Genomic DNA, 26229 nt, shown 5'->3' on the forward strand with positions numbered 1-26229 from the left:
CGGCAGGTTAATCCTCTGTTACGGTTAGTTTAACGCGCCGTTCAGCAGAATAGCGGTGATTATCCCCGTAGCCGCGGCGATCAACACATAATTGCCATTAATATAGGCCCAGTGCTGACCGGCCGGCGGCTCACGTAAACCGCGGGCATGCCAGTCATTTACCCGATAATCATCCCCGCGAAAACGTTTGGGGGCCGGGTGGCCTTTCCTGAAATTACTCCCCTTCCACGCAAACTGATCGCGTTCACGGAAGTTGGCGCCATTGCGATGCTCACGGGAAGTCTGCTTTTCCGCTCTTTTCCCGTTATCGCTGTTGCGATTGGCGTTGGGCAGCATTCTTTGCTTACTGTCGGCGCCCCGCGCACTTCCGCGCTCCCCGCTATTTTGGTTATTGCCTTGATTATTGCGTTGTTGCAACTTCTGCTCTTGCGGTCCGTTCGTCCTTTCAGCAAAAGTAATGGGTGAAAAAGAACTTGTCGCCAGGAGTAACGACATCGTCAGCGCCAGTGTTTTTTTCGTCATTGCATTTTCCTCGACATATTTACAGTCTGCTAAACCGGTTGATGGCAATATCGGATACATTAGCGCCGGGCGAAAGATGGAAATATCTTAAAACCCCAATTCTGACAATAGTTTACCAAATCCAGGCAAATTCTTAACACTCCCCCCGGATAGCACGTAAAAGTCGAGGGTGTTATAGGGCGTTTGGCGGAATATTCACAGGTCATACCGGAAGACGCGGTTCTCCACGGAGAACCGCGTCTTCCGGTCGGTTTTCAGATATGAAAATACGGATATTGCAGAGGGTTACGCAAGCCCGCAGGCGACGTTATGATACTCGCTAGCGCTGCGGATTGGTGTCATAAGCCTGGCAGCTTTGGAAGCCTTTGTTGCGCACCTGCCCGGTTTCGTCATAGCTGACGAAATAGTTCTGCGCCGTGCCATCACGATTCTTCAGCAGATAATCGCTACAGGTGCCTGTCGCGTTCACCAGCCTTCTTTCCACGCCTATCGAACCTGCAATCTGACGAACCTGCTGCTTCGTCATTCCCACCTTCACGTCTTTCACTACCGGCTCATTTACATAACTCTCGGCTTTGTTATAAGTAGAACACCCGGAGAGAAAAACAGCTCCTGCCGCCGCAAAACACAATATTAGTCGATTATTTTTCATTACATTACCTCGTAGGAATGGGTATTGATAAGGGTAGACGGCAAACCCTTTTTTTTCAAATTATAGCCATACTTATGCGCATACTGACTAAACTGCAGCGTTATTTTACCCATAGGTAAAACTGCTGGCAGCGCGCTTACTCTTTTTCTTCACGCTGATTAGCTTTACACTCTGATGATTAAGACAATTTTGCACAGCATCGACAAGTTCAGCAAAGGGGGGATTATGTCATTACAACAAGAGATTATCAGCGCGCTGGGAGTGAAAAGCAGTATCGATCCAACGCAGGAAATCCGCGTCAGCGTTGATTTTTTAAAAGATTATCTGACGGCACATCCGTTTGTGAAGTCGCTGATTCTGGGGATCAGCGGAGGTCAGGACTCAACGCTGACCGGTAAACTGTGCCAGTTGGCCATCACCGAACTGCGTAATGAAACCGGCAGGCAGGATTATCAGTTTATCGCGGTGCGTTTGCCTTACGGCGTTCAGGCCGATGAGGCCGACTGCCAGGACGCCATCGCCTTTATCAAGCCGGATAAGGTGCTGACCGTCAATATCAAACCGGCGGTGCAAGCCAGCGAAGCCACGCTGAAAGCGATTGGCATCGAGCTTTCCGACTTTGTCAAAGGTAATGAAAAAGCCCGCGAGCGCATGAAAGCCCAGTACAGCATCGCCGGGATGAACGCCGGCCTGGTGGTGGGAACCGACCATGCAGCAGAAGCGGTGACCGGCTTCTTTACCAAATATGGCGATGGCGGCACGGATATCAACCCGATATTCCGCCTGAATAAACGTCAGGGGAAAGCGCTGCTGCGCGAATTGGGCTGCCCGTCGAACCTTTACACCAAAGCGCCGACCGCCGATCTGGAGGACGACCGCCCCGCGCTGCCGGACGAAGTGGCATTAGGCGTGACCTATGAAAAAATTGATGACTACCTGGAAGGTAAAGCAATTGACGCCAAAGAGGCGGCGATTATAGAAAACTGGTATCGCAAAACCGAACATAAGCGTCGGCCGCCGGTTACCGTTTTCGACGACTTCTGGCGTTAATCAGCTTTAATTTGCTCGGAGGATGCCGGCCCCGGCATCCGTTGCCACGGTTTTAGCGGTGGATACGCCGGCATCAATAATCCGGCATAGGCTTGGGCCGCGGGAGTCCCCCTCGGTGCAATAACCTGTTATAGTAGATTTCACATTTAGTTAACTCAAAAAACCACGCATGTTACGACGTTTTTTCTCTTACTACGCCCCTTACAAGGGGCTATTCGTGCTCGATTTCGGCTGCGCTATTATCGCAGGTTTACTTGAACTCGGTTTCCCGATGGCGATCAAGGCATTCATCGACCGGCTGCTGCCGGAGCAGGACTGGTCGTTGCTTCTACTCGCCTCGGTGGCGTTATTGGTGGTGTATTTGCTGAATACCGCACTGATGGCCATTGTGAACTACTGGGGACATGCGCTGGGAGTAGGCATTGAAACCGACATGCGCCGTCAGGCGTTTGAACACCTGCAAAAGCTGCCTTTCCGCTATTATGACAATATGAAAACCGGTCATATTATCACCCACGTCACCAAGGATCTGGAAGAGGTGGGGGAAATCGCCCATCACGGCCCGGAAGACCTGTTTATCGCCATCATGACCTTTATCGGCGCGTTTATTCTGATGGCCACCGTGCATCTGCCGTTGGCGATGCTCACTATCGTTATCGTGCCGTTTATGACCTATCTGGTCAGCCGCTATGGCGCACGCATGACCGATACCTGGCGCCAGTTATTCGGCCAGGTTGGCGATTTCAACGCCCGCATTGAAGAAAGCGTGGGCGGTATTCGAGTGGTCAAAGCGTTCGCCAATGAGGCGCATGAGCAAAAGCTGTTTTCACATGATAACGAAAGCTATCGCCGCACTAAACTTCAGGCCTATCGCATTATGACCGCCAGTTTGACCCTCAGCTATCTGAGCACCAGGCTGATTCAGTTGATCGTCATGCTGGCGGGCATCTGGTACGTTATTGCCGGCGAACTTACCTACGGCGGCTTTATCGGCTTCCTGTTGCTGATCGAAGTATTCTTCCGCCCCGTGGCTAAAATTACCGCGGTGCTGGAGAGCTATCCGAAAGGGATTGCCGGTTTCAAGCGTTTTACCCAATTGATTGACACGGTGCCGGAAATTGCGGATTCCCCCAACGCACGCGATGCCGGCGCGCTTAAAGGCGATATCCGCTTCAGTCAGGTTTGTTTTGGCTATTCGCCCGATCGCCCCATCATCCGTGACGTAAATCTATCGATTCGCGCCGGCGAAACGGTCGCCTTTGTCGGGCCTTCCGGTGCGGGAAAAACCACGCTCTGTTCGCTGCTGCCCCGCTTTTATGATTTGACCAGCGGCAGTATCACCATCGACGGCATAGATATCCGCGATATGACGCAGGCTTCGCTACGCAGCCAGATTGGCATCGTGCAACAGGATGTCTTCCTGTTCGGCGGCACCATTCGTGAAAATATCGCCTATGGCAAACTGGGCGCCGACGATAAAGAAATCATGCAGGCGGCGCGGCGCGCCAGGCTGGACGAGCTGATTGAGAATCTGCCGGACGGGCTGGATACCGTCGTGGGAGAACGCGGCGTCAAATTGTCCGGCGGCCAGAAACAGCGTTTATCCATTGCACGGATTTTCCTGAAAAACCCGCCGATTCTGATCCTGGATGAGGCTACCTCCGCGCTGGATACCGCCACCGAACAGGCCATCCAACACTCGCTTAGCGAGCTTTCGGCGGGACGAACCACGCTGGTTATCGCCCATCGTCTGGCAACCATTCAACATGCCGAGCGCATTGTGGTGGTTGATGACGGCGGAATTATCGAGCAAGGCAGTCATCGGGCGTTAATCGAACGCAGCGGAATTTACGCCAGCTTGCATCAGGCGCAGTTCGGCCACGCCTGATGCTCTTTACGAGCGGGGACGTCCGTCCCCCGCTTTGTATCTTTTCCCTTGCGAATGTGGCCCCGATGGTTTCAACTTGCATAAATTGCATTTAAAATATAGCTATTATTATCCGATCGGAAAATAACGCACATGGCGAGACCCCCCCCAGGCAAATACCGGCAGCGAGAGATCCGTACCGTCGGGCTGATGATCGAACTGTACCAAAAGCGCCATCCCGCAGCCGACTGCGACGATAAATACCGGCGTCTGTTCGATTACGCCGTCAATCGTCTGGAACGCTGCTATTTCGGCGAAGAGAAACCGGCGTGCAAGCACTGCCCCATCCACTGCTACCAACCCGCCAGGCGGGAAGAGATCAAAACGATTATGCGCTGGTCGGGACCGCGTATGCTGCTTCGCCACCCTATTCTGGCCATCCGTCATTTGATTGACGACCATCGCCCGGCGCCGAAATCCGGCCGCGAATAGCCTCCTTTCAGCAATTCGCCCGCAAAGAATAAAGAAAAGGCCGCTTACGCGGCCTTTTTGGTTATCACTTTTACTCTTTGGGAGAGGCGTTCTCTACCCTGCTTTTTAGCTTTTGCCCAGGACGGAACGTGACCACACGGCGCGCCGTAATCGGAATATCTTCGCCAGTTTTTGGGTTACGTCCCGGTCGTTGGTTTTTGTCTCGCAAATCAAAATTGCCAAATCCCGACAATTTGACCTGCTCGCCATTCTCCAAAGCGCGACGAACTTCTTCAAAAAACAGCTCGACTAGCTCTTTGGCATCCCGTTTGCTCAGCCCAAGCTTCTCAAACAGGTATTCTGACATTTCAGCTTTAGTAAGCGCCATAGGTTCAATCCCTCAAGGATGCTTGGAATCGCTGTTTTAATGCTGCTACACACTGCGCAACGGTAGCGGCAATTTCCTCTTCTGCCAATGTACGAGAGTTATCTTGCAAGATTAGACTGATAGCCAGGCTCTTATACCCTTCCGCTACGCCCTTCCCTCGGTACACGTCAAATAAGTTTACGCCAACTAACTGATTTGCGCCAACTTTCTTACACTCGGCTAAAACATCGCCAGCGGGAACGTTTTCAGCCACCACTACAGCGATATCACGACGGTTCGCTGGGAAACGAGAAATGTTGCTCGCATCAGGCAGCACGCGGTCTGCGACCTTGTTCCACAACAGTTCGAAAACCACGGTACGTCCGTTAAGATCCAGCTTACGTTCCAATTCGGGATGGATAACTCCAATAAATCCAATGCGTTCCCCGCACAGATAAATAGCAGCACTTTGTCCCGGATGCAATGCCGGATTACTTTCCGCGCGGAATTCAACCTCGGACCATTTCCCGGTCAGCGCCAGTATCGATTCCAAATCGCCTTTCAAATCATAGAAGTCAACCGTCTGACGCGCCAGATCCCAATGCTCCTCATAGCGGCCGCCGGTAATCACCCCCGCCAGCATCACATCCTGACGAATGCCCAGCGGAGCGCCGGCTTCGGGCACGAAGCGCAGTCCGCTTTCAAACAGGCGCAGGCGGTTTTGCTGGCGGTTCTGGTTGTACACCACCGCGCTTAGCAGGCCGCTCCACAGCGACAGACGCATCGCCGACATCTCGGCGGATATCGGGCTGGGCAGAATCAGCGCCTCTTCACCGGGGTGAATTAATGCCTGAATTTTAGGGTCAACAAAACTGTAAGTAATTGCTTCCTGATAGCCATGATCGACCAATAACGTCTTGACGCGCTTGAGAGAAAGGTTCGCTTCACAATGCGAGGTCATCTTCAGCGGCGCCTGCGTGGCGATATTGGGAATGTTGTCGTAGCCGTAAAGGCGGGCGACTTCTTCCACCAGATCCTCTTCAATTTCCATATCGAAACGCCAGCTTGGCGCCACGGCCTGCCATCCGGCGTCGGTCTTCGTCACCTTGCAGCCAAGGCGCTGCAAAATATCCGTCACCTGCTCGTCGGCGATAACGTGACCAATCAGACGATCCAGCTTTTCGCGACGCAGCGTAATGGTGGCGCGCAGCGGTAAATCCGCCTCGCTGGTCACCGCCGCCACCGGGCCGGCGCTGCCGCCGCAAATATCAATCAGCAGACGGGTGGCGCGCTCCATCGCCTTAAACTGCAACGCCGGATCGACGCCGCGCTCATAGCGATGAGACGCATCCGTATGCAGGCCGTAGCGCCGCGCCCGTCCGGTAATCGACAGCGGATTAAAGTAGGCGCACTCCAGCAGAACGTTCTGCGTCTCTTCGCCGACGCCCGAATGCTCGCCGCCAAAAATCCCGCCCAGCGCCAGCGCTTTCCTGTGGTCGGCGATAACGAGCGTATCGGCGTCCAGTTTGGCCTGGTTGCCGTCCAGCAGCGTCAGGGTTTCTCCCTTTTGCGCCATTCGCACCACAATGCCTCCGTCCAGCCTGTCAAGGTCAAAGGCGTGCATCGGCTGGCCTAACTCCAGTAAAACGTAATTGGTGACGTCAACCACCGCATCGATGGAGCGGATACCGCTGCGGCGCAGCTTTTCACGCATCCACAGCGGGGTGGGCGCTTTCACGTTGATGCCTCTAACCACCCGGCCCAGATAGCGTGGGCAGGCCTGCGGCGCGGCGACCTGAATGGGAAAGGTATCCTGGATGGTCGCGGCAACGGGCGCGATCTCCGGCTCCGTCAGCGCCAACCGGTTCAGCACCGCCACGTCGCGCGCCACGCCGATGATTCCCAGACAGTCGGCGCGGTTTGGCGTTACGCTGATTTCAATGGCGTTGTCGTCCAACTGCAAATAGTCGCGAATATCGGCGCCGATCGGCGCATCCACCGGCAGTTCGATAATGCCGTCATGGTCTTGTGAAATACCCAGCTCCGAGAATGAACACAGCATCCCTTCCGATGGCTCGCCGCGCAGCTTGGCCGCTTTGATTTTAAAATCGCCCGGCAATACCGCGCCGATGGTGGCGACGGCGACTTTCAAGCCCTGACGGCAGTTAGGCGCCCCGCAGACGATATCCAGCAGGCGATCGCCGCCGATATTTACCTTGGTTACGCGCAGTTTGTCGGCGTTCGGGTGCTGGCCGCACTCCGCCACTTCGCCGACCACCACGCCATGGAACGCGGCGGCGACCGGCTCAACGCCGTCCACTTCCAGACCGGCCATGGTGATTTGTTCGGATAACGTCTCGCTGTCAACCGCCGGGTTTACCCACTCGCGCAACCAGAGTTCACTGAATTTCATGATGATATTCCCGCCTTACTTAAACTGTTTGAGGAAACGCAGATCGTTTTCAAAGAATGCGCGCAAATCAGTGACGCCGTAACGCAGCATGGTCAAGCGCTCCATACCCATGCCGAAAGCAAAGCCGGAGTAGATTTCCGGATCGATACCTACGTTGCGCAGCACATTGGGATGCACCATGCCGCAACCCAGAACCTCCAGCCACTTGCCGTTTTTACCCATCACATCCACTTCAGCGGAAGGCTCGGTAAACGGGAAATAGGAGGGACGGAAACGGACCTGTAAATCTTCCTCAAAAAAGTTGCGCAGAAAATCGTGCAAGGTTCCTTTCAGATTGGTAAAGCTGATGTTTTTATCCACAATCAACCCTTCCATCTGATGGAACATCGGCGTATGCGTCTGATCGTAATCGTTGCGGTATACGCGGCCGGGAGCAATGATGCGAATCGGCGGCTGCTGGTTTTCCATGGTACGGATTTGCACCCCGGAGGTTTGCGTACGCAGCAGGCGTTTGGCGTCGAACCAGAAGGTGTCGTGATCGGCGCGCGCCGGGTGGTGTCCGGGAATATTCAGCGCGTCGAAATTATGATAGTCGTCTTCAATTTCCGGTCCCGTCTCCACGGAGAAGCCCAGCTCGCCGAAAAAGGTTTCAATGCGATCGATGGTGCGGGTTACCGGATGCAGACCGCCGTTTTCGATGCTGCGCCCCGGCAGCGACACGTCGATGGTTTCCTCCGCCAGCCGGGCGTTCAATTCCGCCGACTCCAGCGCCTGCTTGCGCGCATTCAGCGCCGTCTGTACGTCCTGCTTGGCCTGGTTGATAACGGCGCCCGCGGCGGGACGCTCTTCAGCAGGCAGCTCGCGCAGCGAGGTCATCTGAAGGGTTAAGTGACCTTTTTTGCCGAGATATTCGACGCGCACGGTATCCAGCGCGGCGACATCCTGGGCCTCTTCTATGGCTGTTCTGGCTTTGGCGACCAGCTCTGCGAGATGTGGCATTGCATTCCTCTTCTTCTGCCTGTACGGCCAACTGTCAAGTTGGCAAAATTGTGTTGTCGTATGAAACAAAAAAGCCTCCCTGTGGGAGGCTTAGGCGCTACTTTTCGTTTCTTTTCTTACGCGCAAAGCCACCCCAAGTTCAGGCGCTAAAGTAAAAAAAGAAACGGAAAATAGCAGTATGCATACTTGCGTTACCTTGTCGTTATCGTAAAACGTAAAAATAAAACAGCATTAATTGAAAAATGATGCCGACTAAATGTCAACAGCCACCGGCGTTTTCTTTGACGCCAATAGCTGGCCGATAACTAAAAGAGGGAGCAAAGCTCCCTCTTTTAACTGACTTATGCCAGTGCAGCTTTCGCTTTTTCAACCAGGGCGCTGAAAGCGACCTTGTCGAATACCGCGATATCAGCCAGGATCTTACGGTCGATTTCAACAGAGGCTTTTTTCAGGCCATTGATGAATTTGCTGTAAGACAAGCCATTTTGACGGGCTGCTGCGTTGATACGTGCAATCCACAGCTGGCGGAACTGACGCTTACGTTGACGACGGTCGCGGTAGGCGTACTGGCCGGCTTTGATTACTGCCTGGAAGGCAACACGATAAACGCGCGAACGGGCACCGTAGTAACCTTTCGCTTGTTTCAGTATTTTTTTGTGACGTGCACGAGCAACCACACCACGTTTTACGCGAGCCATATGCTCTCTCCTAAAGTCTTATTCTAAATTCAAAAAGGTTACTTATGCGTAAGGCAGACATGCGATGACCAGACCCAGATCCCCTTTGGAGACCAGACCCTTCGGACGCAGATGACGTTTACGTTTAGTCGCTTTTTTGGTCAGAATATGACGCAGGTTAGCATGCTTACGCTTGAAACCGCCGTTGGCGGTTTTTTTGAAGCGTTTAGCGGCGCCGCGTACTGTTTTGATCTTTGGCATATTAATTTCCACTTCGCATTGTTAATTACAACGAATCAGATTAAGGCGAACAAAACCCGCACTGCGCGAACGCGGCGCGGGTTCGGCTACTTGAATGCCTTACTGTTTCTTCTTGGGTGCGAGCACCATGATCATCTGGCGGCCTTCAATCTTCGATGGGAAGGATTCAACCACCGCCAGTTCACTCAGATCGTCACGAACGCGGTTAAGCATTTCGATGCCAATCTGTTGGTGCGCCATCTCACGACCGCGGAAACGCAGCGTGATTTTGGCTTTATCGCCGTCTTCCAGAAAGCGAACCAGGTTGCGTAGTTTGACCTGATAGTCGCCATCATCGGTACCAGGCCGGAATTTGATTTCCTTGACCTGAATAACTTTTTGCTTCTTCTTTTGTTCCTTTGTGGCCTTACTCTTCTCATAGAGGAATTTGCCGTAATCCATGATTCGGCAAACCGGCGGCTCGGCGTTCGGACTGATTTCAACTAAATCAACACCTGCTTCCTCGGCTTTTTCTAATGCTTCATTCAGACTGACAATGCCAAGCTGTTCGCCTTCGACGCCTGTCAGGCGTACCTCTAGCGCGCGAATTTCTCTGTTGATGCGATTAGGACGCGCCGGTTGAACTCGTTTTCCGCCTTTAATACCTTATTCCTCCAATTGATGAAGACTACGGCTGCGAATCTCTTGCTGCAGCTTACTGATCACTTCACTAACGTCAATGCTTCCCAAATCTTTGCCCCGGCGGGTACGGACAGCGACTTTCCCTGCCTCAACCTCTTTATCGCCGCAGACCAGCATGTAGGGAACACGCCGTAAAGTGTGCTCGCGGATTTTAAAGCCTATCTTCTCATTTCTCAAGTCTGCTTTTACGCGAATACCCGCTTCTTGCAATTTTCTGGTTAATTCGCTGACATAATCAGTCTGGTTATCGGTGATATTCATAATCACCGCTTGCACCGGGGCCAGCCAGGTCGGGAAGAAACCGGCGAACTCTTCGGTAAGGATACCGATAAAGCGCTCCATTGATCCCAGAATAGCCCTGTGAATCATTACCGGCACCTGCCGTTCGTTGCTTTCGCCCACGTAGGAGGCGTTCAGACGACCCGGTAATGAAAAGTCGAGTTGCACCGTACCACACTGCCAGGCGCGATCCAAACAATCATGAAGGGTAAATTCAATCTTCGGACCGTAAAACGCCCCTTCCCCCGGCTGATATTCGAACGGAATGCCGTTTTCGGTCAACGCGGCCGCGAGATCATCCTCGGCGCGGTCCCACACTTCATCGCTGCCGATGCGCTTCTCTGGACGGGTAGACAGTTTCACCACGATTTTTTCAAAACCGAAGGTGCCGTACATATCATACACCATTTTGATACAGCTATTGACCTCAGCGCGCACCTGCTCTTCGGTACAGAAGATATGGGCATCGTCCTGGGTGAAGCCGCGCACGCGCATCAGCCCGTGCAGAGAACCAGAGGGCTCGTTACGGTGACAGCTGCCGAACTCCGCCATGCGCAGCGGCAGGTCGCGGTACGATTTCAATCCCTGATTGAAAATCTGTACGTGCCCCGGGCAGTTCATCGGCTTGATGCAATATTCACGGTTTTCCGACGAGGTGGTAAACATCGCGTCTTTGTAGTTATCCCAGTGGCCGGTTTTTTCCCACAGCACCCGGTCCATCATAAACGGACCTTTCACTTCCTGATACTGATACGCTTTCAGCTTCATGCGCACAAAGGCTTCCAGCTCGCGGAAGATGGTCCAGCCGTCGTTGTGCCAGAACACCATGCCCGGCGCTTCTTCCTGCATATGATAGAGATCGAGCTGTTTGCCGATTTTGCGGTGATCGCGCTTCGCCGCTTCTTCAATACGCTGCAAATAGGCGTTGAGCTGTTTTTTATCCGCCCAGGCGGTGCCGTAAATGCGCTGCAGCATTTTATTGTTGCTGTCGCCGCGCCAGTAGGCGCCTGACGTTTTCTGCAGTTTGAAGTGATGGCAGAAACGCATATTCGGCACATGGGGACCACGGCACATATCAACGTATTCTTCATGATGATAGAGCCCCGGACGGTCGTCATGACTGATGTTTTCGTCCAGAATGGCGATCTTGTAGGTCTCGCCGCGCGCGGCGAAAACATCGTGCGCCTCCTGCCAACTGACCTTTTTCTTAATAACGTCGTAATCTTTGTCGGCCAGCTCATGCATGCGTTTTTCAAGCAGTTCGATATCTTCCTGGGTCAGCGTACGGTCGATATCCACGTCATAATAAAAACCGTTGTCGATCACCGGGCCGATGGCCATTTTGGTATCGGGCCACAATTGCTTGATGGCATGCCCCAGCAGGTGGGCGCATGAGTGGCGAATAATTTCCAGCCCCGCTTCATCTTTAGCGGTGACGATCGCCAGTTGGGCATCGGTTGCAATTTTATCGCCGGCGTCCACCAGTTCGCCGTTGACGCGTCCGGCGATACAGGCTTTCGCCAGTCCGGGACCAATATCAAGCGCGACGTCGAGGGGAGAAACAGGGTGATCGTAGTGACGCTGACTTCCATCAGGAAGAGTAATAACAGGCATTGTAATTCCCTTATTTGCAGTGGTGACCCACACGAAAGATCACATACAAAAACAATTTTTTTTGATTTCAGATAATTGCCCATCAAATCAGACCCACAATGTCGGATTGAGGAGCAAGTTGGTGGTACGCGCTTCAACGGCGTACGCCTTGCGGCCTAAAAAGCAGCCGGGATAATATCACTAAATAAGGCAAGGATAAATGCACGCCCTGGATATAAATCAACGCCATACCATCCCACACTGGCTTTATGGGAATAGAGTAAATCTGTTAAATAGTCCACTTTTTTTTATCAAACCGTAGATTACTCTAGCGCTTGACGTCCATTGGCAGTCGTTACCTTTTTTATTGCCAATAACGATTCCCCCTACCCCGAACAAAGGAAATAAGTCATGCAGACGAAACTTTTAGCCGGCATTCTGACCGGTCTCTTTGCTGTAACCGCTTTTGCCGCAGACGGTATAATTAAAGACGGCACCTATAAGGCGGAAACCATCAATTTTGATGACCATGGATGGAAACCTTTTGTGGAGCTTACGTATAAAGATGGAAAAATTGCCGGCGTAAAATTCGATTATACCAGCGAGAAAGACGGCCATCTGAAAACGTCGGATAAGGAATACGGTAAAAAAATGGCCTCAGTGGCAAAAACGTCCCCTGAGGTATATACGGTAAAACTGGCTCAGAGCCTGCTGGAAAAACAAAATATCGAGGATGTCGATGGCGTAACGGGGGCGACACACTCCACGGAAGACTTTAAAATACTGGCCGGCGCGGCAATAGAAAATGCCAAAGCCGGTAATACGGAGACAGCGAAAATCGAATAAATTTTTCACCATATGCAGCTATCCCGAATAACGCCGTAATACGGGATAGTCTGCATTTAACGCTCGGGAATGACGTTTTTAAAATCAAGCGCGACGTCATCCTGCGCCTGCAAATCATCACTATCTTCACTTGCCGGCTGCGGCACCAACACTTTCAGCAGGGTTAACTGTTGCCGTTGCTGCTCGGCTATCTCGCGCAACAACTTGATTTGCTCATTCGCCCTGACGCTCGCCCGGTTGATAAAAAACCACACCAATGCGGCCAGAAGCGCAACGAGTACGATAAAAATCATTTCTAATGTATCCACACCTATTCCACTCATAACAATCTGCCAGACAACGACTCACGGGGGCCTATATTAGCACCAAGCCCAAGGTAAGTTCGATACGAGGATTCCTAACCAATACCCGGCGCCCGCGACGGCCCGTAGGGTGACGGGCAGGAAGCCCGTCATAAAAAAACGCCCGGAGCGTTTTTCAACGTCGCCCGCGACGGCCCGTAGGGTGACGGGCAGGAAGCCCGTCATAAAAAACGCCCGCCGGGCAAGTTGATTCACAGTACGCTTAAATCAGAACGGGTAGTCATGATAGCCCATCTGTTGTGAGATATTTCTGGCCGCGGTGTGCAATATATCGGCATAGCCGAGTTTGTTTTCTTCAGAAAAACGAATAGTTGGGAATGAAATGCTCAGACCGGCGATAACCACGCCAAAACGATCAAAAACAGGAACCGCGATGCAACGCAGCCCTTCCTCCTGCTCTTCATTATCTTCGCCGTATCCCTGTTTTCGCACCAAATCCAGCTGAGTCAGCAGTTCCTCAGGGGAACCAAGGGTATTCGGGGTGCTGCGCGTAAACTCCACGGTGGAGAGAATCTCTTTCACTTCCTCGCTATCGCGCCACGCCAGCAGCACTTTACCGATGGCAGTGCTGTACAGCGGGTTACGGCGCCCGATACGGGAGTACATGCGCAGGTTATACATCGAATCGATTTTGTGGATATACACGATGCTGTCTTCATCCAGCGCGCCAAGATGAATCGTTTCCCGCGTAAGTGCGGAGAGCTCGCGCATTTGTATATCGGCGCTGCGGATTAAATCGACGTTCTGCAATGCTTTCGCGCCGAGCTCAAACAACTTTAGCGTCAGCGTGTATTTCTCTGATTCACCTTCCTGAGCCACATAGCCCAGGGATTTCATCGTCTGCAAGAAACGGTATACGGTACTTTTAGACATCATTACACGTTGCGAGAGTTCGGTGATACCGATTTCACGCTCTTCACCCAATGCCTGCAAAATACCAAAAACCTTTAAAACGGACGACACGGAATCGGGTTGTTTATCTAAATCTGCAATAGCCATTTTTGTGGTTACCCTACTCAGTTTTCTTGTTTTAAAAAAAATAGAACAATGGTTTTAGTATAAAGGGAACACTTTGATTATGGCAATGGAACAACGACGATAATCAGGCAAGTTTGCCAACGATGGATGTCGGAAAACTTTACTAATTAATATGTAAGTAAATTTATGACGATAAACCGCGACATCGGTGACGGCGCGGTTTATTGCACAAGATTAATGCCGCACGGCGTCAGGAACCCGAGCCAGATAAAGCGCCGGTTTGCCATCGGCGTCGGAGGTAAACAGAATCTGTTTATCATCCGGCGTAAAGGAAGGATGCGGATGCGTTACCTGGCGATCGCCTTGCAACACTTTCCAGGAGGTATTGTGTTGAGCAACGCGATGCCGCTGACCGGTCCGCATGTTAAAGACATACAGGAAAGGATCATTTTCAATCTTGTAGCCGCCATCATCCTGCACGTCAACCGGGGCATCGGAACCATCCCCCACCAGCAGCGAACCGTCAAAGTTGCTCATCAGGTGGGAACATGGCGGCATCGCGGTCAGCCGGCGGTTTTCCAGCGTGACGGGATCGACGCTGCAGATATAACGATGCGAATTGCCTTTGTGATAAGACACATAGATCAGCGCCGAACCATCCGGCACCCAGAACTCATGGGTGCAGCTCTCTCCCGGCGCATGCTCCTTCACTTTACGCATATTGCCGCCGTCTTCATTAATAAACCACATCCGGGCATCGACCAAATCGTGCGGACCTTCATGGCAGAAGGCAACGGTGTTATCGTCGCCGGGACGGTAGATCGGATGGCCCAGCCAGCGGTTTTCCTGCAGGATGGTTGCCGCTTTACCGCTGGACAAATCAATACGAATCAGGCGGCAGCACGGATTGGTAAAGTAAAACGCCTGGAATTTTTTCCAGTCCGTCAATGGTTGCCAATCTTCTTTGCTGATTTCAATCCCCACCATTTTGCTACAGTCGGAATTGGCCACCCAGGTACCGTATCCCACCCAGTCTTCAGGAACCTGATAAATCCTTTTCTCTTCCAGCGTTTGCAGATCGACGCGCCTCAGATCGCGTCCGTTTTTCACGTAATAGAGCGCCTCGTCATCGGGAGACAGAAAACCGCCAAAGGTATTGTCGCCCTCGCCCTCGGTCAACTGCGTGGCCTGCCGCGTTTTCAGATCCAGCAGGTAATAGTTCCACGGGCCGTCAAACGCGCCGCCAAACAGCAGCTTGCTTGCGTCGCGGGTGAAGCATTTCTGATAAAAGTAGTTGCGGTGGCAAATGACGTCGGGCGGGGTTAAACGCACAACTTCGGTACCGGTTACTGAATCCTGATAGGTATGAAACGCCAGGGAGAACTTGTTGCCTTTGGCCATCCGTAAAATCCTTAGAATTGATCATGAAGAATCTGACGCCGCGCGCGCAAGCCATGTTCTTATCCGTTGTCGTCTGCAACCTGGCAACCCGTCTCACGCGATAACGTCGGTTATCATGACATTATAGAAACGACGTTTCATTTTTTCCGTGATCGCGATTTTATTTTATAAAGCATGAGCTATATTTTCATCCCGGCATGCAGATTCAATGACATTGCCACTACGAAGGAAAGGCAACGAATACTCGCGCCGAAAAACAGAAATGACAAAGGCCCGTATGGGCCTTTGAGGTTACCGCCATCGTCATCCCCGCGCAGGCGGAAATCTCAGCGACACCGAGTCGCCAGCAGAAAGATCCCCGCGTACTGGGTTATTTCAGGTAAGCGCCCGAACGCAGGGCTTCAATACGCTTGTCCAGCGGAGGATGCGACATAAACAATTCGCTGAACGACTTGGATTTACCGTTGATGCAGAAAGCCAGCATGCTGCTCTCTTCCTGTGGTTCATAACTGGTTTTCAGCCGTTGTAACGCGGCAATCATTTTTTCACGCCCTACCAGCTTCGCCGAACCGGCATCCGCATGGAATTCACGATAGCGGGAGAACCACATGGTGATAATGCTGGCGAGAATACCGAACACCAGCTCCAGCACCGTCGCCACGGCAAAGTAGACCATCGGATTGCCGCTGCCGCCGCCTTCATCCCGATTGCCGGACAGAAAGCCGGAAGCGAGCTGGGCAATCAAGCGGGAAATGAAGATGACAAAGGTATTCACCACGCCTTGAATCAGCGTCATGGTAACCATATCACCGTTGGCCACGTGGCTGATTTCATGAGCGATAACCGCTTCCGCCTCATCGCGGCTCATGTTTTGCAGCAACCCGGTGCTTACCGCCACCAGCGATGCATCGCGTCGGGCGCCGGTGGCGAAAGCATTGATATCCGGCGCGTGATAAATCGCCACCTGAGGCATCACGATGCCGGCCTGTTGAGACTGCGAACGGACAGTTTCCAGCAGCCAGCGTTCCGTTTCGTTACGTGGCTGTTCAATGACTTCGCCGCCAACGGATCGTAATGCCATCCATTTGGACATCAGCAGCGAAACGAACGCGCCGCCAAAGCCGAACAGCCCGGCCATAATCATTAGACCCTGGACACTGCTGGATTGAATTCCCGTCAGGCTAAGTACCAGCCCGAAAACCAACATCACCGCCAGGTTGGTGATCAGGAAAAGCGCAATACGCATCATAGCAGTCTGATTTCCTCTCGCAGAAAGATAAAATTTTGTAACACCCATATCGTATGGGCTACGGCGGCATTTTCAAGCATTCTTAACTTTTCAGTTACTAAATCCACATAACTTTACATTTTATAAGGAGAAAGTCTTATACGACCAACAGGAGCGCGAAGGCTCCTGTTGGCGAAGATCGTAGCTAAAATGTTACCTTTATTTATCAGCTTTGCGCATGCGCCATCGTGGCCTTCACGGAGGGTGAACGTTGCAGTTTCGGCGGTTTAACCCACAGGGTTATCATGAACGAAACCAGAGACATAACGATTATCGCCACAAATGTCGCGTGAAAACCGCCCAACTGCGTGGCAATAAACGATCCGGACAGCGCGCCGATGCCGAACCCCTGATAGATCACGCCATAGTTTTTGCTGTGATTTTTCATCCCGAAGAAGTCGCCCACAATCGCCGGGAATATAGTGATATTGCCGCCGAAGCAGAAAGCGACGGCGCTCACGCAGGCAAAAAACAGCAGCGGATTGAGCGGCAAAAACGTCATCACCGAAACCGCTATGGCGGTCACCAGCAGGGTAAAGGAGATCACCCGCAGGCGGCTCATTTTATCTGAAATCGCCCCCAGCACGATACGCCCGACGGTGTTGAAGATGGCAATGGCCGACACCGCGTTGGCCGCCGTCGCCATATCCATGCCGGCCATCTGTACCCCGATATCTTTTACAATGCCGATCAGATACAAGCCGCTCATGCAGGCGGTAAAAAAGATGATGAACAGCAGGTAAGACTCTTTTACCGCCAGCATCTCACCCAGGGAAAAATCCGCGGCTCGACGCTGGGACGCCGGCGAGGTCGCCACCGAATCGGCGTTTGGCTCTTTCAGCAACGAACTACCGAGGGTAATCATCGCCATCACAATGATCCCCCAGTAAAAAAAGGCTTGCGATACGCCGACTTCGGCAATCAGAAAACTGTTCACGTATTTGAACAGCAGGCTTCCGGTACCGAAAGCGCCGACGGAAATACCGGCGATTAATCCTTTTCGCTCCGGAAACCACTTAATCAGATTGGAAAGCGTGATGATATACGCGGTGCCGTCAGCAAAGCCGACTACCATCCCCATCAGAATATAAAACAGCGACAGCGAGGAAACGCCGGCGCTGGCCATCAGTCCTAATCCCAACGCCATGCCGGCGAACAGGGTCAAACGGCGGATACCGATTCGTTCCTGAAATTTCCCGGCAAACAGCGTGGCCACCGCCAGACAGAAGCTGGTGATGGAAAAGGTGACGGCCACCGAACTCAGCGACCAGCCAAATTTATCGACCAGAGGTTGATTAAACAGACTCCAGGTATAAATCGTCCCCAGCCCCATTTGCGCAATAACGGTGCCTAAAACGATCATCCCCCGGTTTACTGGTTTGGCATTCATGGGTTTTCCCCTGCATCAAAGTTTGGTCCGAATCACTCGGCACGCTAAAAAATATAGGCTGGCGCGCGGAAGGGAATATCGCCGAAAACGCCGTCAGCTTATGGTCTGAAGCCAGTATACAAGCGGGCTGACGGCGATTGTTCGAACGGGGAATGAGATGCCTGAAATGCGGAATGAAATGCCGTTAAAGACGCATCAACGACCTGAACTCTTTTATTTTGCTGCGGCTCACCGGGACTTCAAAATCCAGGTCGTTCAGCCGCAGGATATAAGTGTTGTTAAACCAAGGAACGATTTCACGAATTTTGGTCAGATTTACGCCGTAAGAACGGTGGCAGCGGAAGAAATAATCCTCCGGCAAGCGGCTGCAAAACTCGGTGATATTCATCGGCATGATAAACTCCTCCCGCAGGGTATGCACCAGCGTGACCTTTTCCTGGGCGGCGGCATAGTAAATATCACCGATGTCCGTAACGATAATGCGTTCATCCTTCATCAGGTTAACGGTCTGATTTCGCGCCGCGCCCAGGCTATTGCCCTGCTCTACCGCCGTTGCCGTCTGCCGCTGTTGCCAGTCCGCTTCCAGTTTGCGCAGCATGGTGACGATTCGCGATTCATGATACGGCTTGAGAATATAATCGAAAGCGTCGACTTCAAACGCTTCGACCGCGTGCTCCTTATACGCGGTAATAAAAATGATATAAGGTTTATGCGCAAACTTACTGATATTTTGCGCCAGGCAAACGCCATCAAGCGAAGGAATATTGATATCCAGGAAGATGACATCGACCTCGTTATGCTGCAGATACTTTAGTACGTCGATTCCGTCTTCGAACGTCTCTTCAATACGGATCGCGCCGTGCTGTTTGATAAGATAACCCAGCTCTTGCCGCGCAAGGAACTCATCCTCAACAATAATGCCTCTCACTGACTCTCTCCTGACTGGATAACGGAAGCGTTCATCGTGGCGCGCGCGCCTGGCGTTTGCGGAATAATCGGCTGCTGTTTATCGGGCCGGGGAATATAGAAGGAGATTTCCGTTCCCGGCTCCAACCGCCGAATATGCAATCCCTCGCCGTAAAGTAAACGCACCCGATGATGAACATTCAGCAGGCCGATTTTATTTCCGGGCAGTTCGTTTCTCGCCACCCTTTCCATGGTTTCCAGGCTGATGCCATGCCCGGTATCTTTCACCGCCACCAACAAATGGTCGCCCCGATCTTTCACCGACACCACGACGGTGCCTTTTCCCCGGCACGGCTGAATGCCGTGCACAATGGCGTTTTCCACCAATGGCTGAATTAACAGGCTGGGGATTTTATACGACAGATCGTCGTCAATATCGTAGATAACGGTTAATTTCGCGCCGAAACGCGCCTGCTCAATGGCAATATAATCGCGTATTTGATATAGCTCTTTTTTTATATCGATCGGTTCGTCGTCGTTCAGTTCCAGGTTGTAACGCAAATAGCGCGACAGATTGATCACCAATTGGCGAGCGGTATCCGGATTGATGCGTATCGAGGAGGAGATGGCATTCAGCGCATTGAACAGAAAATGCGGATTAATTTTACTCTGTAGTGCCCGAAGCTCCGCTTTGTTCGCCATGTCCCGCAGTTGCTCCATGCGGGACACCTCAATCTGCGTGGATATTATCTGGGATAGCCCCACCGCCATCACGCGCAGCGAATAGGTAATTTTGTGCGCGTGGCAGTAATAAATTTTCAATGTCCCGGTTACTTGCCCATGTTCCCACAGCGGGATGACGATCATCGAGTGAATTTGCGGCGTCAGATGTTGTTCATCATTATTTTTGATAATGATTTTCCCATCGTTAATCGCCAGTTGCGTCATAGGGCTGATGATATCCTGCCCAATATTATATTTTTCTTCCCCGACGCCGACATAAGCCAGAATATGCTGCGTATCGGTGAGCGCCACCGCGTCGGCATTGATTTCGCTGCGAATGATATTGCAAATAGCGGTTAACGAATCGCTGTTGATATTGCGGAAATACGGCAGGGTTTTGTGGGCGATGTCCAGCGCGAGCTTTGCCTGTCTGGCGGCGATCGCTTCTTTTTCGTTGGCGACGCTCTGCACCAGCAGAACGATCAAGCCGATACATACCGCCCCCAGAATCATCGGCGCCGCTATTTTCGAGACAATCTCCACCCCCAAAGCCGTAGGCGTTGCCCAGACCACCACCAGCAGCATAGTCAATGACTCGCACAGCATTCCGCCCAGAATCCCCATGCTCCACTGCCGCTCTTTTTTCACCTTCTTATTAATATAACCGGCCGTCACCCCGGCAATAACGCTGGTGATCAGACAGGGAACGGAGCTAATGCCGTCAATATCAATTAAATAACGATGAATCCCGGCAATCGTCCCGGTGGCGATGCCGACCCAGGGTCCAAACAGAATACCGCCGGACACTACCGCAATCACGCGTACGTTGACCAGCGAGCCTTCGACATTGATGCCGGAATATGTGCCAAACAGCGCGAACAGAGAAAAAATAGCCGTAACCGTGATGCGCTCGCCGGGAGAATGCCGATCTTTTTGCAGCAATTGACGAAACTGCCGCGTTCGGGTAAGAAAGAACAGACAAATCAGCATCAGCGCGGCGCGATCGAACACCGCCAGCAACATCTCGAATATTTCGCTCACGGATCATTCCAGCAGTAAGACAACGGCTGGTAACTATAGAAAAAATGTGATCCGGATTCCACTTTTAACTGCCCCTAATCCCTGGCGTCATTCCAGACGCCGATGCGCTAACTCTCCCTTTAACCGACGCTTTATGCAATTTGAGCCGCCGGGTGAAATCCGCCGCTGACATTGGACGCCCGAACAAATATCCCTGAGCCTCCTCGCAGCCTTTGTTTCTTAGCCGCTCACACTGTTCCAGCGTCTCGACCCCTTCGGCAATAACCGCCAACCCAAAACTTTTTCCAAGATAGAGAATTGCCCGGACAATCGCCGCATCCGAAGGTGATTCACACATGGTGCGAACAAAGGTTTGATCGATTTTAAGGCGCGTTACCGGATAGTTTTTTAACATGCTGAGCGAAGCGTAACCGGTGCCGTAGTCATCAAACGCAATACCGATTCCCGCACTGCGTAGTGCATTGAGCGGCTGCAACATATTTTCATCGTAGCGCAGAATGATGTTTTCGGTAATTTCCAACTCCAGCGACTCAGGCGGCAAACCGGTCCGGTACAGCACATCCATAATCTTCTGCGACAGCGTACCCGAGCGAAACTGGGCGCTAAACAAATTAATGCTGATGCGAAAATTTTCAGCGCCGGCATTGCGCCATGCGGCGGCCTGCTCGCAGGCCGTCTGCATCACCCAGTCGCCAATGCATTCGGCCCAGGTGCCATGTTCCAGCGCAGCAAGAAACGCCGCCGGACCGAGTAACCCCTGATGCGGATGGCGCCAGCGAAGCAGCGCTTCCGCCCCCACAATTTCATTATTCGACAGCGAGACCTGGGGCTGGTAAAACACCTCAAACTCATGTCGTTCATAAGCACGGGCAAACTCGAGCTGAAAGGCATGCTTTGCCTGAAAATTATCTCGTAGCTGTTGAGTAAAAAAACGATGGCAGTTGCGGCCTTCGGACTTGGCCTGATAAAGCGCCAGATCCGCGCTGGTCAGCAGATTCTGGGCGGTAATGCCGTCCGCGGGGTAAAGCACCATGCCAATGCTGGCGCTGATATTGATTTGCTGGTCGTCAATAACTATCGGCTGGGAAATTTCATGAATAATGAGCTCGGCAATCTGGGCCGCCACTTTCTGACTGTCCAGACCCGGGAATAATAAGGCGAACTCGTCTCCGCCCATACGCGCCACCAGATCGCCGGCGCGTACGCTGGACTGGATTTTTTTTGCCACGTTAACCAAAATAGCATCGCCGCTGGCGTGCCCCAGACTGTCGTTAACATCTTTAAAACCATCCAGATCGACCATCATTATGCAAACCGACGCTTCATTTTTCAGCGCCTGCACCAGGTTTGAGGTCAATAAGTTGCGGTTTGCCAATCCGGTCAGCGGATCCATATGCGCCAGTAAAAACAACCGTTCCTCATTACGGCGGCGCTCGCTAATATCACGCAGGATGGCGCCATAACTGACATGCGCATTGTCCCGCCACGTCGAGATGGAAAGCTCGACGGGAACCAGCGCGCCGCCTTTGGTCCGTACCTTTAATTCCAGCGTGGCGCCTTTAGCCAGAGAATCGCTATCCGCAATCAGCTGATTTAGCCGATCGAGAAAACAATCGGGGATGATGGCGTGAACGTCCTGCCCGACGACCTCGCTGCCTGTATACCCGAGCATCTGCTGCGCCGCGGCATTGCAGAAAGTAATCATTCCCTTTTCATTAATACAGATAATGGCATCGGGAGAGGTAGTGGAAATATTTTCAAAACGCACCTGACTCGCCTTGCGCGCCAGCGTCAACCGGCGCATCTCCAGTTTATCCATAACCAGCGTAGCCAGATCCCGCAAATTGTGTTTATCCCTGCCGCTAAGAGGCGAGCGAGGATTGATATCAATGATGCACAGCGCCCCGATGGCATGACCGGATTGCGCCCGTAACGGGACGCCGGCATAAAATCGAATATAGGGAGCGCCGGTGACCAGCGGATTATTGCTGAAGTTCGGATCCTTATGCGTATCGGGAACCACCAGAATTCTCTTTTTCAGAACGGTATGCAGACAGAAAGCGATATCTATCGGCGTTTCACTGAAGGAAACCCCAACGCCTGCGGCAAGTAGCTGCCGTTCGGATTCTAATAGCGAGACCAAAACAATAGGTACATTAAAAACGTTTGCCGCCAGATTGACCAGATTATCAAGGTCGGGATCGGCCAAGGTATTTTTAATGCCATATTCATGGAGAGCGGCAAGACGATTGGCTTCATTACCTACTGTTGGCGCATGCCTCATGGGTTTCCCCCTATGCTTTCTGTTTTTCGGTATGCAGATTAATACGCAATTATTCAGCTATAAATCTAACTAGTTGCGCGATGGTGCAGAACAGACACACTAAAAATCAGTGCTGAAAAACAGAATAAATGAGTAACATATTCAGTTGGAAAGTAACAAAATCCTATTCCTTTATAGAATTATGGCAAAATATCGCCGATCTAACATCCCTGGGCAGGCAAAATAATAACAAATGTAAATATTAAAATCTTATGATGGATTGATCATCCAGGGTAGTACAAAAACAGACCGACCGGTCAGACTGCTGATACTCGGCCTTGCCGCCGGCATGTCGCTAACCGGTAAGTTCTTTGCTTGCAACACATCAATAATGCACAAGTTGATCAAACGATGTATGCTGAGTATGTTAAATTTTCGTTAGAGAAGCATGAATATACCTTTGCGGAAAAGTATATTTCGCAAAAGCAGACGCGGTTATGCAGGGGGAATTCGACCATGCGACGGCGTCTAAGCGCAACCATGTGGAAATACTTTTATCCTAAGCTGTACCAGCGTATTTTCACCTCTATTAAGGAGACATAATATGGCATACGCCACCACGAACCCTTACACAGGGGAACGGATCAAAACCTTCCCTGATGCGACAGATGCCGAAGTAGCATCGGCGATAGAACACGCGCACGCGACATTCCTGACATGGAAAAACACCTCGTTCGCCGAACGACGCGCCATCATGCAGCGTGCGGCCGATTTGCTGCGCAAAGATAGCGACAACCACGCGAAATTATTAACCCTTGAGATGGGTAAGCTGTTTAGCGAAGCGAAAGCCGAAGTGGAATTGTCCGCGCAGATCTTTGAATATTACGCAAAATACGCAGAATCTCTTCTGGCGCCGGAAAAACTGCCGGTGGCCGATCCCGCGGAGGGTGAAGCGGTCATATACCATGAACCGCTGGGCGTGCTGCTGGCTATCGAACCCTGGAACTTTCCCTACTATCAGATTGCCCGCATCATTGCGCCGCAGCTGTCGGCGGGCAATACCATCCTGCTGAAACATGCCTCAAACGTGCCGCAGAGCGCCGCGCTTTTTGAACGACTGATGCTTGACGCGGGTTTACCGCAAGGCGCGTTTAAAAACCTGTACGCCACCCGTTCTCAGATTGAACTTATTCTTAACGATACGCGGGTTCACGGCGTGGCGCTTACCGGTTCGGAAGACGCCGGCGCGCTGGTTGCCCAGCAGGCGGCCAAAGCGCTCAAAAAATCGACGCTTGAACTCGGCGGCGCCGACGCTTTTATCGTGCTGGCTGACGCCGAGCTTGAAAAAACCGCCAAGTGGGCGGTGTTTGGCCGCCACTGGAACGGCGGACAGGTATGCGTATCCTCCAAACGGATGATTATTGTCGATGAAGTCTATGATGACTTCCTTGAACGCTATACCGCAGGCGTTGCGGCATTGCGCGCGGGCGATCCGCTCGATCCCTCGACCACCCTGGCGCCGCTCTCTTCACAGAAAGCCGCCGATGAAGTGAGAGAGAAAATTCAGTTCGCCGTGGATCATGGCGCGACCGCAACGGAAGTCGGTCCCAAAGTGCCGCAGCAAGGGGCGTTCGTCCAGCCGACCATTCTGACCGATATTTCACCGGACAACCCGGCCTATTATATGGAGTTCTTCGGACCGGTATCGATGATTTTCCGCGCCAAGGACGAAGACGACGCGATCCGCATCGCCAACGACTCGCCTTTCGGTTTAGGCGGTTCCGTCTTCACCCAGAATGCTCAGCATGGCGCGGAAGTGGCGAAGAAAGTCTCGACCGGGATGATTTTTGTCAACCACCCGACCATGGTCAAAGCCGACCTACCCTTTGGCGGCGTGCGCCGTTCAGGGTACGGACGTGAATTAATCGGATTAGGCATCAAAGAATTCGTTAACCATAAGCTGGTCAACATTGTTGATATCGATGCTGAATTCTGATTCAGCGGTTTCGTAGCAGGACGACCCGTATTTGAATTTCCGCTGCGGAAATCAAGTACGGGTCTTTATTTAAACGCGACTTTTATGAAAAAATCAACGCGCTGATATCACAGCAGATAGCGGCATTGGCAGACGCCATCAAAAATAACGCCTAGCCGCCATCCCGTTGCGCCAATAATAACGTAAATGGTCAGCATTAATCCGAAAAGCACCGTCCGGCGGAAATACCAGGCCGACGGCGCTAATCAAATATATTAACCAGGATAGCATCAGGCAGGGAAATAGGATATCGAGTGTTCGGGCGCATCATTCTTTGCATTGATAATTAAATCCCACTCGCCAGTGTAAGGAACCGTTAAATAAACCTCCCCTTCCGCACTCAGCCTTATAGCGTCTTTTTCTGCTGTTTTATTTTGAGGGTTCACGGCCGGCGAACCGTTAATCATCTGAAGATCAAAGGTATTAGCGCATCGAACAATTACCGTATCACCGCCAAAAAGACTCAAACACGTGCGAATTACAGACATACACCCTCCGCGGCACACCGCCATTAGCATGCCTTTATGAAGCCAATCTATCGATCATTTCCCACAACGGGATTTTCATAACAACAAAATGTATACCGGCGGATTGTGATTTAGATCAAATTAATTCCACGTTTCCAACCAATCGCCGGTGGAATAAGATGAACCCATGGCAGACAACGTCTTATTAGGTTTTTTGATAATTCTTCATAACCGCGATAAACAATATAATCAGCGCGCCACGAGGGGAATTTCACAGAATAAAATGCGTCGCAAGCCGGTAAATAGCGTCTTCCACCAATTTTGATGCTGAACTCAACGCACAAAAAGCGCTACTTGGAAATTTGCGGCCTATACTTTTAAGGTCATAGTGAAATTGCAGAGGCTGGTATGCTTTGGTTTGAGGAAGGTTTATATCTGAGAATAAAACAGTTGGACAACGGACCGGCACCCTTGCCGCTTAACAACGGATTTAACTGCGAGACCGCCTACCGAGCCATTGGCGTGTTTAATCCGTCGGAAACGTCAGACGCCTATTACATTTTCTCCAACGACAGGGACGAGGTGTGGTTTATCTGCAACCGACATCTGCGCACGGTAGCCATATCGCCTGAACCGGCGGATTTCCGGCGGCCGCTGGCTTCATTTTAATTATTTCCCCGCTGACGGATATCTCAAA

General features: G+C 51.9%; 25 protein-coding genes and 1 other annotated feature. Of the genes, 6 read left to right on the forward strand and 19 right to left on the reverse strand.

Annotated features, from left to right (window positions below; all coding sequences use genetic code 11):
- Positions 1 to 24 precede the first annotated feature (24 nt).
- Positions 25 to 522: an RcnB family protein gene (locus EH206_RS11735; protein WP_009112979.1), complete on the reverse strand. Its 498-nt coding sequence runs from the start codon at positions 520 to 522 to the stop codon at positions 25 to 27.
- 319 nt (positions 523 to 841) lie between these two features.
- Positions 842 to 1174, reverse strand: coding sequence for an osmotically-inducible lipoprotein OsmE (gene osmE / locus EH206_RS11740; protein WP_009112980.1), 333 nt, complete (start codon positions 1172 to 1174; stop codon positions 842 to 844).
- A gap of 225 nt (positions 1175 to 1399) precedes the next feature.
- On the opposite strand from osmE, the gene nadE reads away from it, so the two are divergent.
- The 3 genes from nadE to EH206_RS11755 all read left to right on the forward strand — a co-directional run bounded on the left by nadE (position 1400) and on the right by EH206_RS11755 (position 4583).
- Positions 1400 to 2224 (forward strand): ammonia-dependent NAD(+) synthetase, encoded by an 825-nt coding sequence (gene nadE / locus EH206_RS11745; RefSeq protein ID WP_009112981.1) that lies wholly within the window; start codon positions 1400 to 1402, stop codon positions 2222 to 2224.
- 169 nt (positions 2225 to 2393) lie between these two features.
- A complete protein-coding gene (locus tag EH206_RS11750; RefSeq protein ID WP_009112982.1) occupies positions 2394 to 4112 on the forward strand; it encodes an ABC transporter ATP-binding protein in 1719 nt (572 codons plus the stop codon).
- 132 nt (positions 4113 to 4244) lie between these two features.
- The gene (locus EH206_RS11755; protein WP_009112983.1) at positions 4245 to 4583 is read left to right on the forward strand and encodes a nitrous oxide-stimulated promoter family protein; all 339 of its coding nucleotides are present in this window, start codon (positions 4245 to 4247) and stop codon (positions 4581 to 4583) included.
- 70 nt (positions 4584 to 4653) lie between these two features.
- Here EH206_RS11755 and ihfA read toward each other — a convergent pair whose 3' ends face one another.
- The 8 genes from ihfA to thrS form a co-directional block, all read right to left on the reverse strand.
- Positions 4654 to 4950, reverse strand: coding sequence for an integration host factor subunit alpha (gene ihfA / locus EH206_RS11760; protein ID WP_009112984.1), 297 nt, complete (start codon positions 4948 to 4950; stop codon positions 4654 to 4656).
- Between the two features lie 4 nt (positions 4951 to 4954).
- Positions 4955 to 7342, reverse strand: a complete 2388-nt coding sequence (pheT, locus tag EH206_RS11765; protein WP_009112985.1) for a phenylalanine--tRNA ligase subunit beta — start codon at positions 7340 to 7342, stop codon at positions 4955 to 4957.
- Positions 7343 to 7357: 15 nt separating this feature from the next.
- Positions 7358 to 8341: a phenylalanine--tRNA ligase subunit alpha gene (pheS, locus tag EH206_RS11770; RefSeq protein ID WP_009112986.1), complete on the reverse strand. Its 984-nt coding sequence runs from the start codon at positions 8339 to 8341 to the stop codon at positions 7358 to 7360.
- 64 nt (positions 8342 to 8405) lie between these two features.
- Positions 8406 to 8531 (reverse strand) — a sequence feature (Phe leader region).
- Positions 8481 to 8525, reverse strand: a complete 45-nt coding sequence (pheM, locus tag EH206_RS11775) for a pheST operon leader peptide PheM (RefSeq protein ID WP_121514181.1) — start codon at positions 8523 to 8525, stop codon at positions 8481 to 8483. (Overlaps the previous feature by 45 nt.)
- Before the next feature lie 151 nt (positions 8532 to 8682).
- Complete coding sequence (gene rplT, locus EH206_RS11780) at positions 8683 to 9039, reverse strand: 50S ribosomal protein L20 (RefSeq protein ID WP_009112987.1); 357 nt, start codon at positions 9037 to 9039, stop codon at positions 8683 to 8685.
- A 42-nt stretch (positions 9040 to 9081) separates the two neighbouring features.
- Positions 9082 to 9279: a 50S ribosomal protein L35 gene (gene rpmI, locus EH206_RS11785; RefSeq protein ID WP_009112988.1), complete on the reverse strand. Its 198-nt coding sequence runs from the start codon at positions 9277 to 9279 to the stop codon at positions 9082 to 9084.
- Positions 9280 to 9378: 99 nt separating this feature from the next.
- Positions 9379 to 9921: a translation initiation factor IF-3 gene (gene infC / locus EH206_RS11790; protein ID WP_009112989.1), complete on the reverse strand. Its 543-nt coding sequence runs from the start codon at positions 9919 to 9921 to the stop codon at positions 9379 to 9381.
- A 3-nt stretch (positions 9922 to 9924) separates the two neighbouring features.
- Complete coding sequence (gene thrS, locus EH206_RS11795) at positions 9925 to 11853, reverse strand: threonine--tRNA ligase (protein ID WP_009112990.1); 1929 nt, start codon at positions 11851 to 11853, stop codon at positions 9925 to 9927.
- A 390-nt stretch (positions 11854 to 12243) separates the two neighbouring features.
- On the opposite strand from thrS, the gene EH206_RS11800 reads away from it, so the two are divergent.
- Entirely contained in the window at positions 12244 to 12678 is a 435-nt protein-coding gene (locus EH206_RS11800; protein WP_009112991.1) for an FMN-binding protein, read from the forward strand.
- Between the two features lie 56 nt (positions 12679 to 12734).
- Here EH206_RS11800 and EH206_RS11805 read toward each other — a convergent pair whose 3' ends face one another.
- From EH206_RS11805 to EH206_RS11840, 8 genes are all read right to left on the reverse strand, one after another.
- Positions 12735 to 13001: a YebO family protein gene (locus EH206_RS11805; RefSeq protein WP_040343213.1), complete on the reverse strand. Its 267-nt coding sequence runs from the start codon at positions 12999 to 13001 to the stop codon at positions 12735 to 12737.
- Positions 13002 to 13247: 246 nt separating this feature from the next.
- Entirely contained in the window at positions 13248 to 14039 is a 792-nt protein-coding gene (kdgR, locus tag EH206_RS11810; RefSeq protein WP_009112993.1) for a DNA-binding transcriptional regulator KdgR, read from the reverse strand.
- 213 nt (positions 14040 to 14252) lie between these two features.
- Positions 14253 to 15419 carry an oligogalacturonate lyase gene (ogl, locus tag EH206_RS11815; RefSeq protein ID WP_009112994.1) on the reverse strand — a complete coding sequence of 389 codons (1167 nt, stop codon included), beginning with the start codon at positions 15417 to 15419 and terminating at the stop codon, positions 14253 to 14255.
- Positions 15420 to 15789: 370 nt separating this feature from the next.
- Positions 15790 to 16668: a protease HtpX gene (gene htpX, locus EH206_RS11820; RefSeq protein WP_009112995.1), complete on the reverse strand. Its 879-nt coding sequence runs from the start codon at positions 16666 to 16668 to the stop codon at positions 15790 to 15792.
- Positions 16669 to 16873: 205 nt separating this feature from the next.
- Entirely contained in the window at positions 16874 to 18097 is a 1224-nt protein-coding gene (locus EH206_RS11825) for an L-lactate MFS transporter (protein WP_009112996.1), read from the reverse strand.
- A 184-nt stretch (positions 18098 to 18281) separates the two neighbouring features.
- Positions 18282 to 19025, reverse strand: coding sequence for a LytR/AlgR family response regulator transcription factor (locus tag EH206_RS11830; protein WP_009112997.1), 744 nt, complete (start codon positions 19023 to 19025; stop codon positions 18282 to 18284).
- Entirely contained in the window at positions 19022 to 20767 is a 1746-nt protein-coding gene (locus EH206_RS11835; RefSeq protein WP_009112998.1) for a sensor histidine kinase, read from the reverse strand. Before EH206_RS11835 ends, EH206_RS11830 begins: the two co-directional genes overlap by 4 nt.
- A 64-nt stretch (positions 20768 to 20831) precedes the next feature.
- Positions 20832 to 23051 (reverse strand): sensor domain-containing phosphodiesterase, encoded by a 2220-nt coding sequence (locus tag EH206_RS11840; protein ID WP_009112999.1) that lies wholly within the window; start codon positions 23049 to 23051, stop codon positions 20832 to 20834.
- A gap of 583 nt (positions 23052 to 23634) precedes the next feature.
- Here EH206_RS11840 and EH206_RS11845 point away from each other — a divergent pair.
- Entirely contained in the window at positions 23635 to 25026 is a 1392-nt protein-coding gene (locus EH206_RS11845; RefSeq protein ID WP_009113000.1) for an NAD-dependent succinate-semialdehyde dehydrogenase, read from the forward strand.
- A 269-nt stretch (positions 25027 to 25295) separates the two neighbouring features.
- On the opposite strand, the gene EH206_RS11850 is transcribed toward EH206_RS11845, so the two are convergent.
- A complete protein-coding gene (locus EH206_RS11850) occupies positions 25296 to 25553 on the reverse strand; it encodes a hypothetical protein (protein WP_009113001.1) in 258 nt (85 codons plus the stop codon).
- 387 nt (positions 25554 to 25940) lie between these two features.
- Between EH206_RS11850 and EH206_RS11855 the strand changes: the two genes are divergently transcribed.
- The gene (locus tag EH206_RS11855) at positions 25941 to 26201 is read left to right on the forward strand and encodes a hypothetical protein (protein ID WP_009113002.1); all 261 of its coding nucleotides are present in this window, start codon (positions 25941 to 25943) and stop codon (positions 26199 to 26201) included.
- The last annotated feature ends 28 nt before the right edge of the window (positions 26202 to 26229 follow it).

Origin of the sequence: Brenneria nigrifluens DSM 30175 = ATCC 13028 (genome assembly GCF_005484965.1) — a bacterium.
Lineage (GTDB): Bacteria > Pseudomonadota > Gammaproteobacteria > Enterobacterales > Enterobacteriaceae > Brenneria > Brenneria nigrifluens.

Excerpts from the sequence above, each read along its gene's own strand:
- rplT (WP_009112987.1), bottom strand. The coding sequence starts at position 9,039 with ATGGCTCGCGTAAAACGTGGTGTGGTTGCTCGTGCACGTCACAAAAAA.
- EH206_RS11805 (WP_040343213.1), bottom strand. The coding sequence starts at position 13,001 with ATGAGTGGAATAGGTGTGGATACATTAGAAATGATTTTTATCGTACTC.
- EH206_RS11750 (WP_009112982.1), top strand. The coding sequence starts at position 2,394 with ATGTTACGACGTTTTTTCTCTTACTACGCCCCTTACAAGGGGCTATTC.
- osmE (WP_009112980.1), bottom strand. The coding sequence starts at position 1,174 with ATGAAAAATAATCGACTAATATTGTGTTTTGCGGCGGCAGGAGCTGTT.
- pheS (WP_009112986.1), bottom strand. The coding sequence starts at position 8,341 with ATGCCACATCTCGCAGAGCTGGTCGCCAAAGCCAGAACAGCCATAGAA.
- thrS (WP_009112990.1), bottom strand. The coding sequence starts at position 11,853 with ATGCCTGTTATTACTCTTCCTGATGGAAGTCAGCGTCACTACGATCAC.
- EH206_RS11840 (WP_009112999.1), bottom strand. The coding sequence starts at position 23,051 with ATGAGGCATGCGCCAACAGTAGGTAATGAAGCCAATCGTCTTGCCGCT.
- ogl (WP_009112994.1), bottom strand. The coding sequence starts at position 15,419 with ATGGCCAAAGGCAACAAGTTCTCCCTGGCGTTTCATACCTATCAGGAT.
- EH206_RS11825 (WP_009112996.1), bottom strand. The coding sequence starts at position 18,097 with ATGAATGCCAAACCAGTAAACCGGGGGATGATCGTTTTAGGCACCGTT.
- EH206_RS11735 (WP_009112979.1), bottom strand. The coding sequence starts at position 522 with ATGACGAAAAAAACACTGGCGCTGACGATGTCGTTACTCCTGGCGACA.
- htpX (WP_009112995.1), bottom strand. The coding sequence starts at position 16,668 with ATGATGCGTATTGCGCTTTTCCTGATCACCAACCTGGCGGTGATGTTG.
- EH206_RS11755 (WP_009112983.1), top strand. The coding sequence starts at position 4,245 with ATGGCGAGACCCCCCCCAGGCAAATACCGGCAGCGAGAGATCCGTACC.
- pheT (WP_009112985.1), bottom strand. The coding sequence starts at position 7,342 with ATGAAATTCAGTGAACTCTGGTTGCGCGAGTGGGTAAACCCGGCGGTT.
- nadE (WP_009112981.1), top strand. The coding sequence starts at position 1,400 with ATGTCATTACAACAAGAGATTATCAGCGCGCTGGGAGTGAAAAGCAGT.
- EH206_RS11800 (WP_009112991.1), top strand. The coding sequence starts at position 12,244 with ATGCAGACGAAACTTTTAGCCGGCATTCTGACCGGTCTCTTTGCTGTA.
- EH206_RS11845 (WP_009113000.1), top strand. The coding sequence starts at position 23,635 with ATGGCATACGCCACCACGAACCCTTACACAGGGGAACGGATCAAAACC.
- kdgR (WP_009112993.1), bottom strand. The coding sequence starts at position 14,039 with ATGGCTATTGCAGATTTAGATAAACAACCCGATTCCGTGTCGTCCGTT.
- EH206_RS11855 (WP_009113002.1), top strand. The coding sequence starts at position 25,941 with ATGCTTTGGTTTGAGGAAGGTTTATATCTGAGAATAAAACAGTTGGAC.
- ihfA (WP_009112984.1), bottom strand. The coding sequence starts at position 4,950 with ATGGCGCTTACTAAAGCTGAAATGTCAGAATACCTGTTTGAGAAGCTT.
- rpmI (WP_009112988.1), bottom strand. The coding sequence starts at position 9,279 with ATGCCAAAGATCAAAACAGTACGCGGCGCCGCTAAACGCTTCAAAAAA.
- EH206_RS11850 (WP_009113001.1), bottom strand. The coding sequence starts at position 25,553 with ATGTCTGTAATTCGCACGTGTTTGAGTCTTTTTGGCGGTGATACGGTA.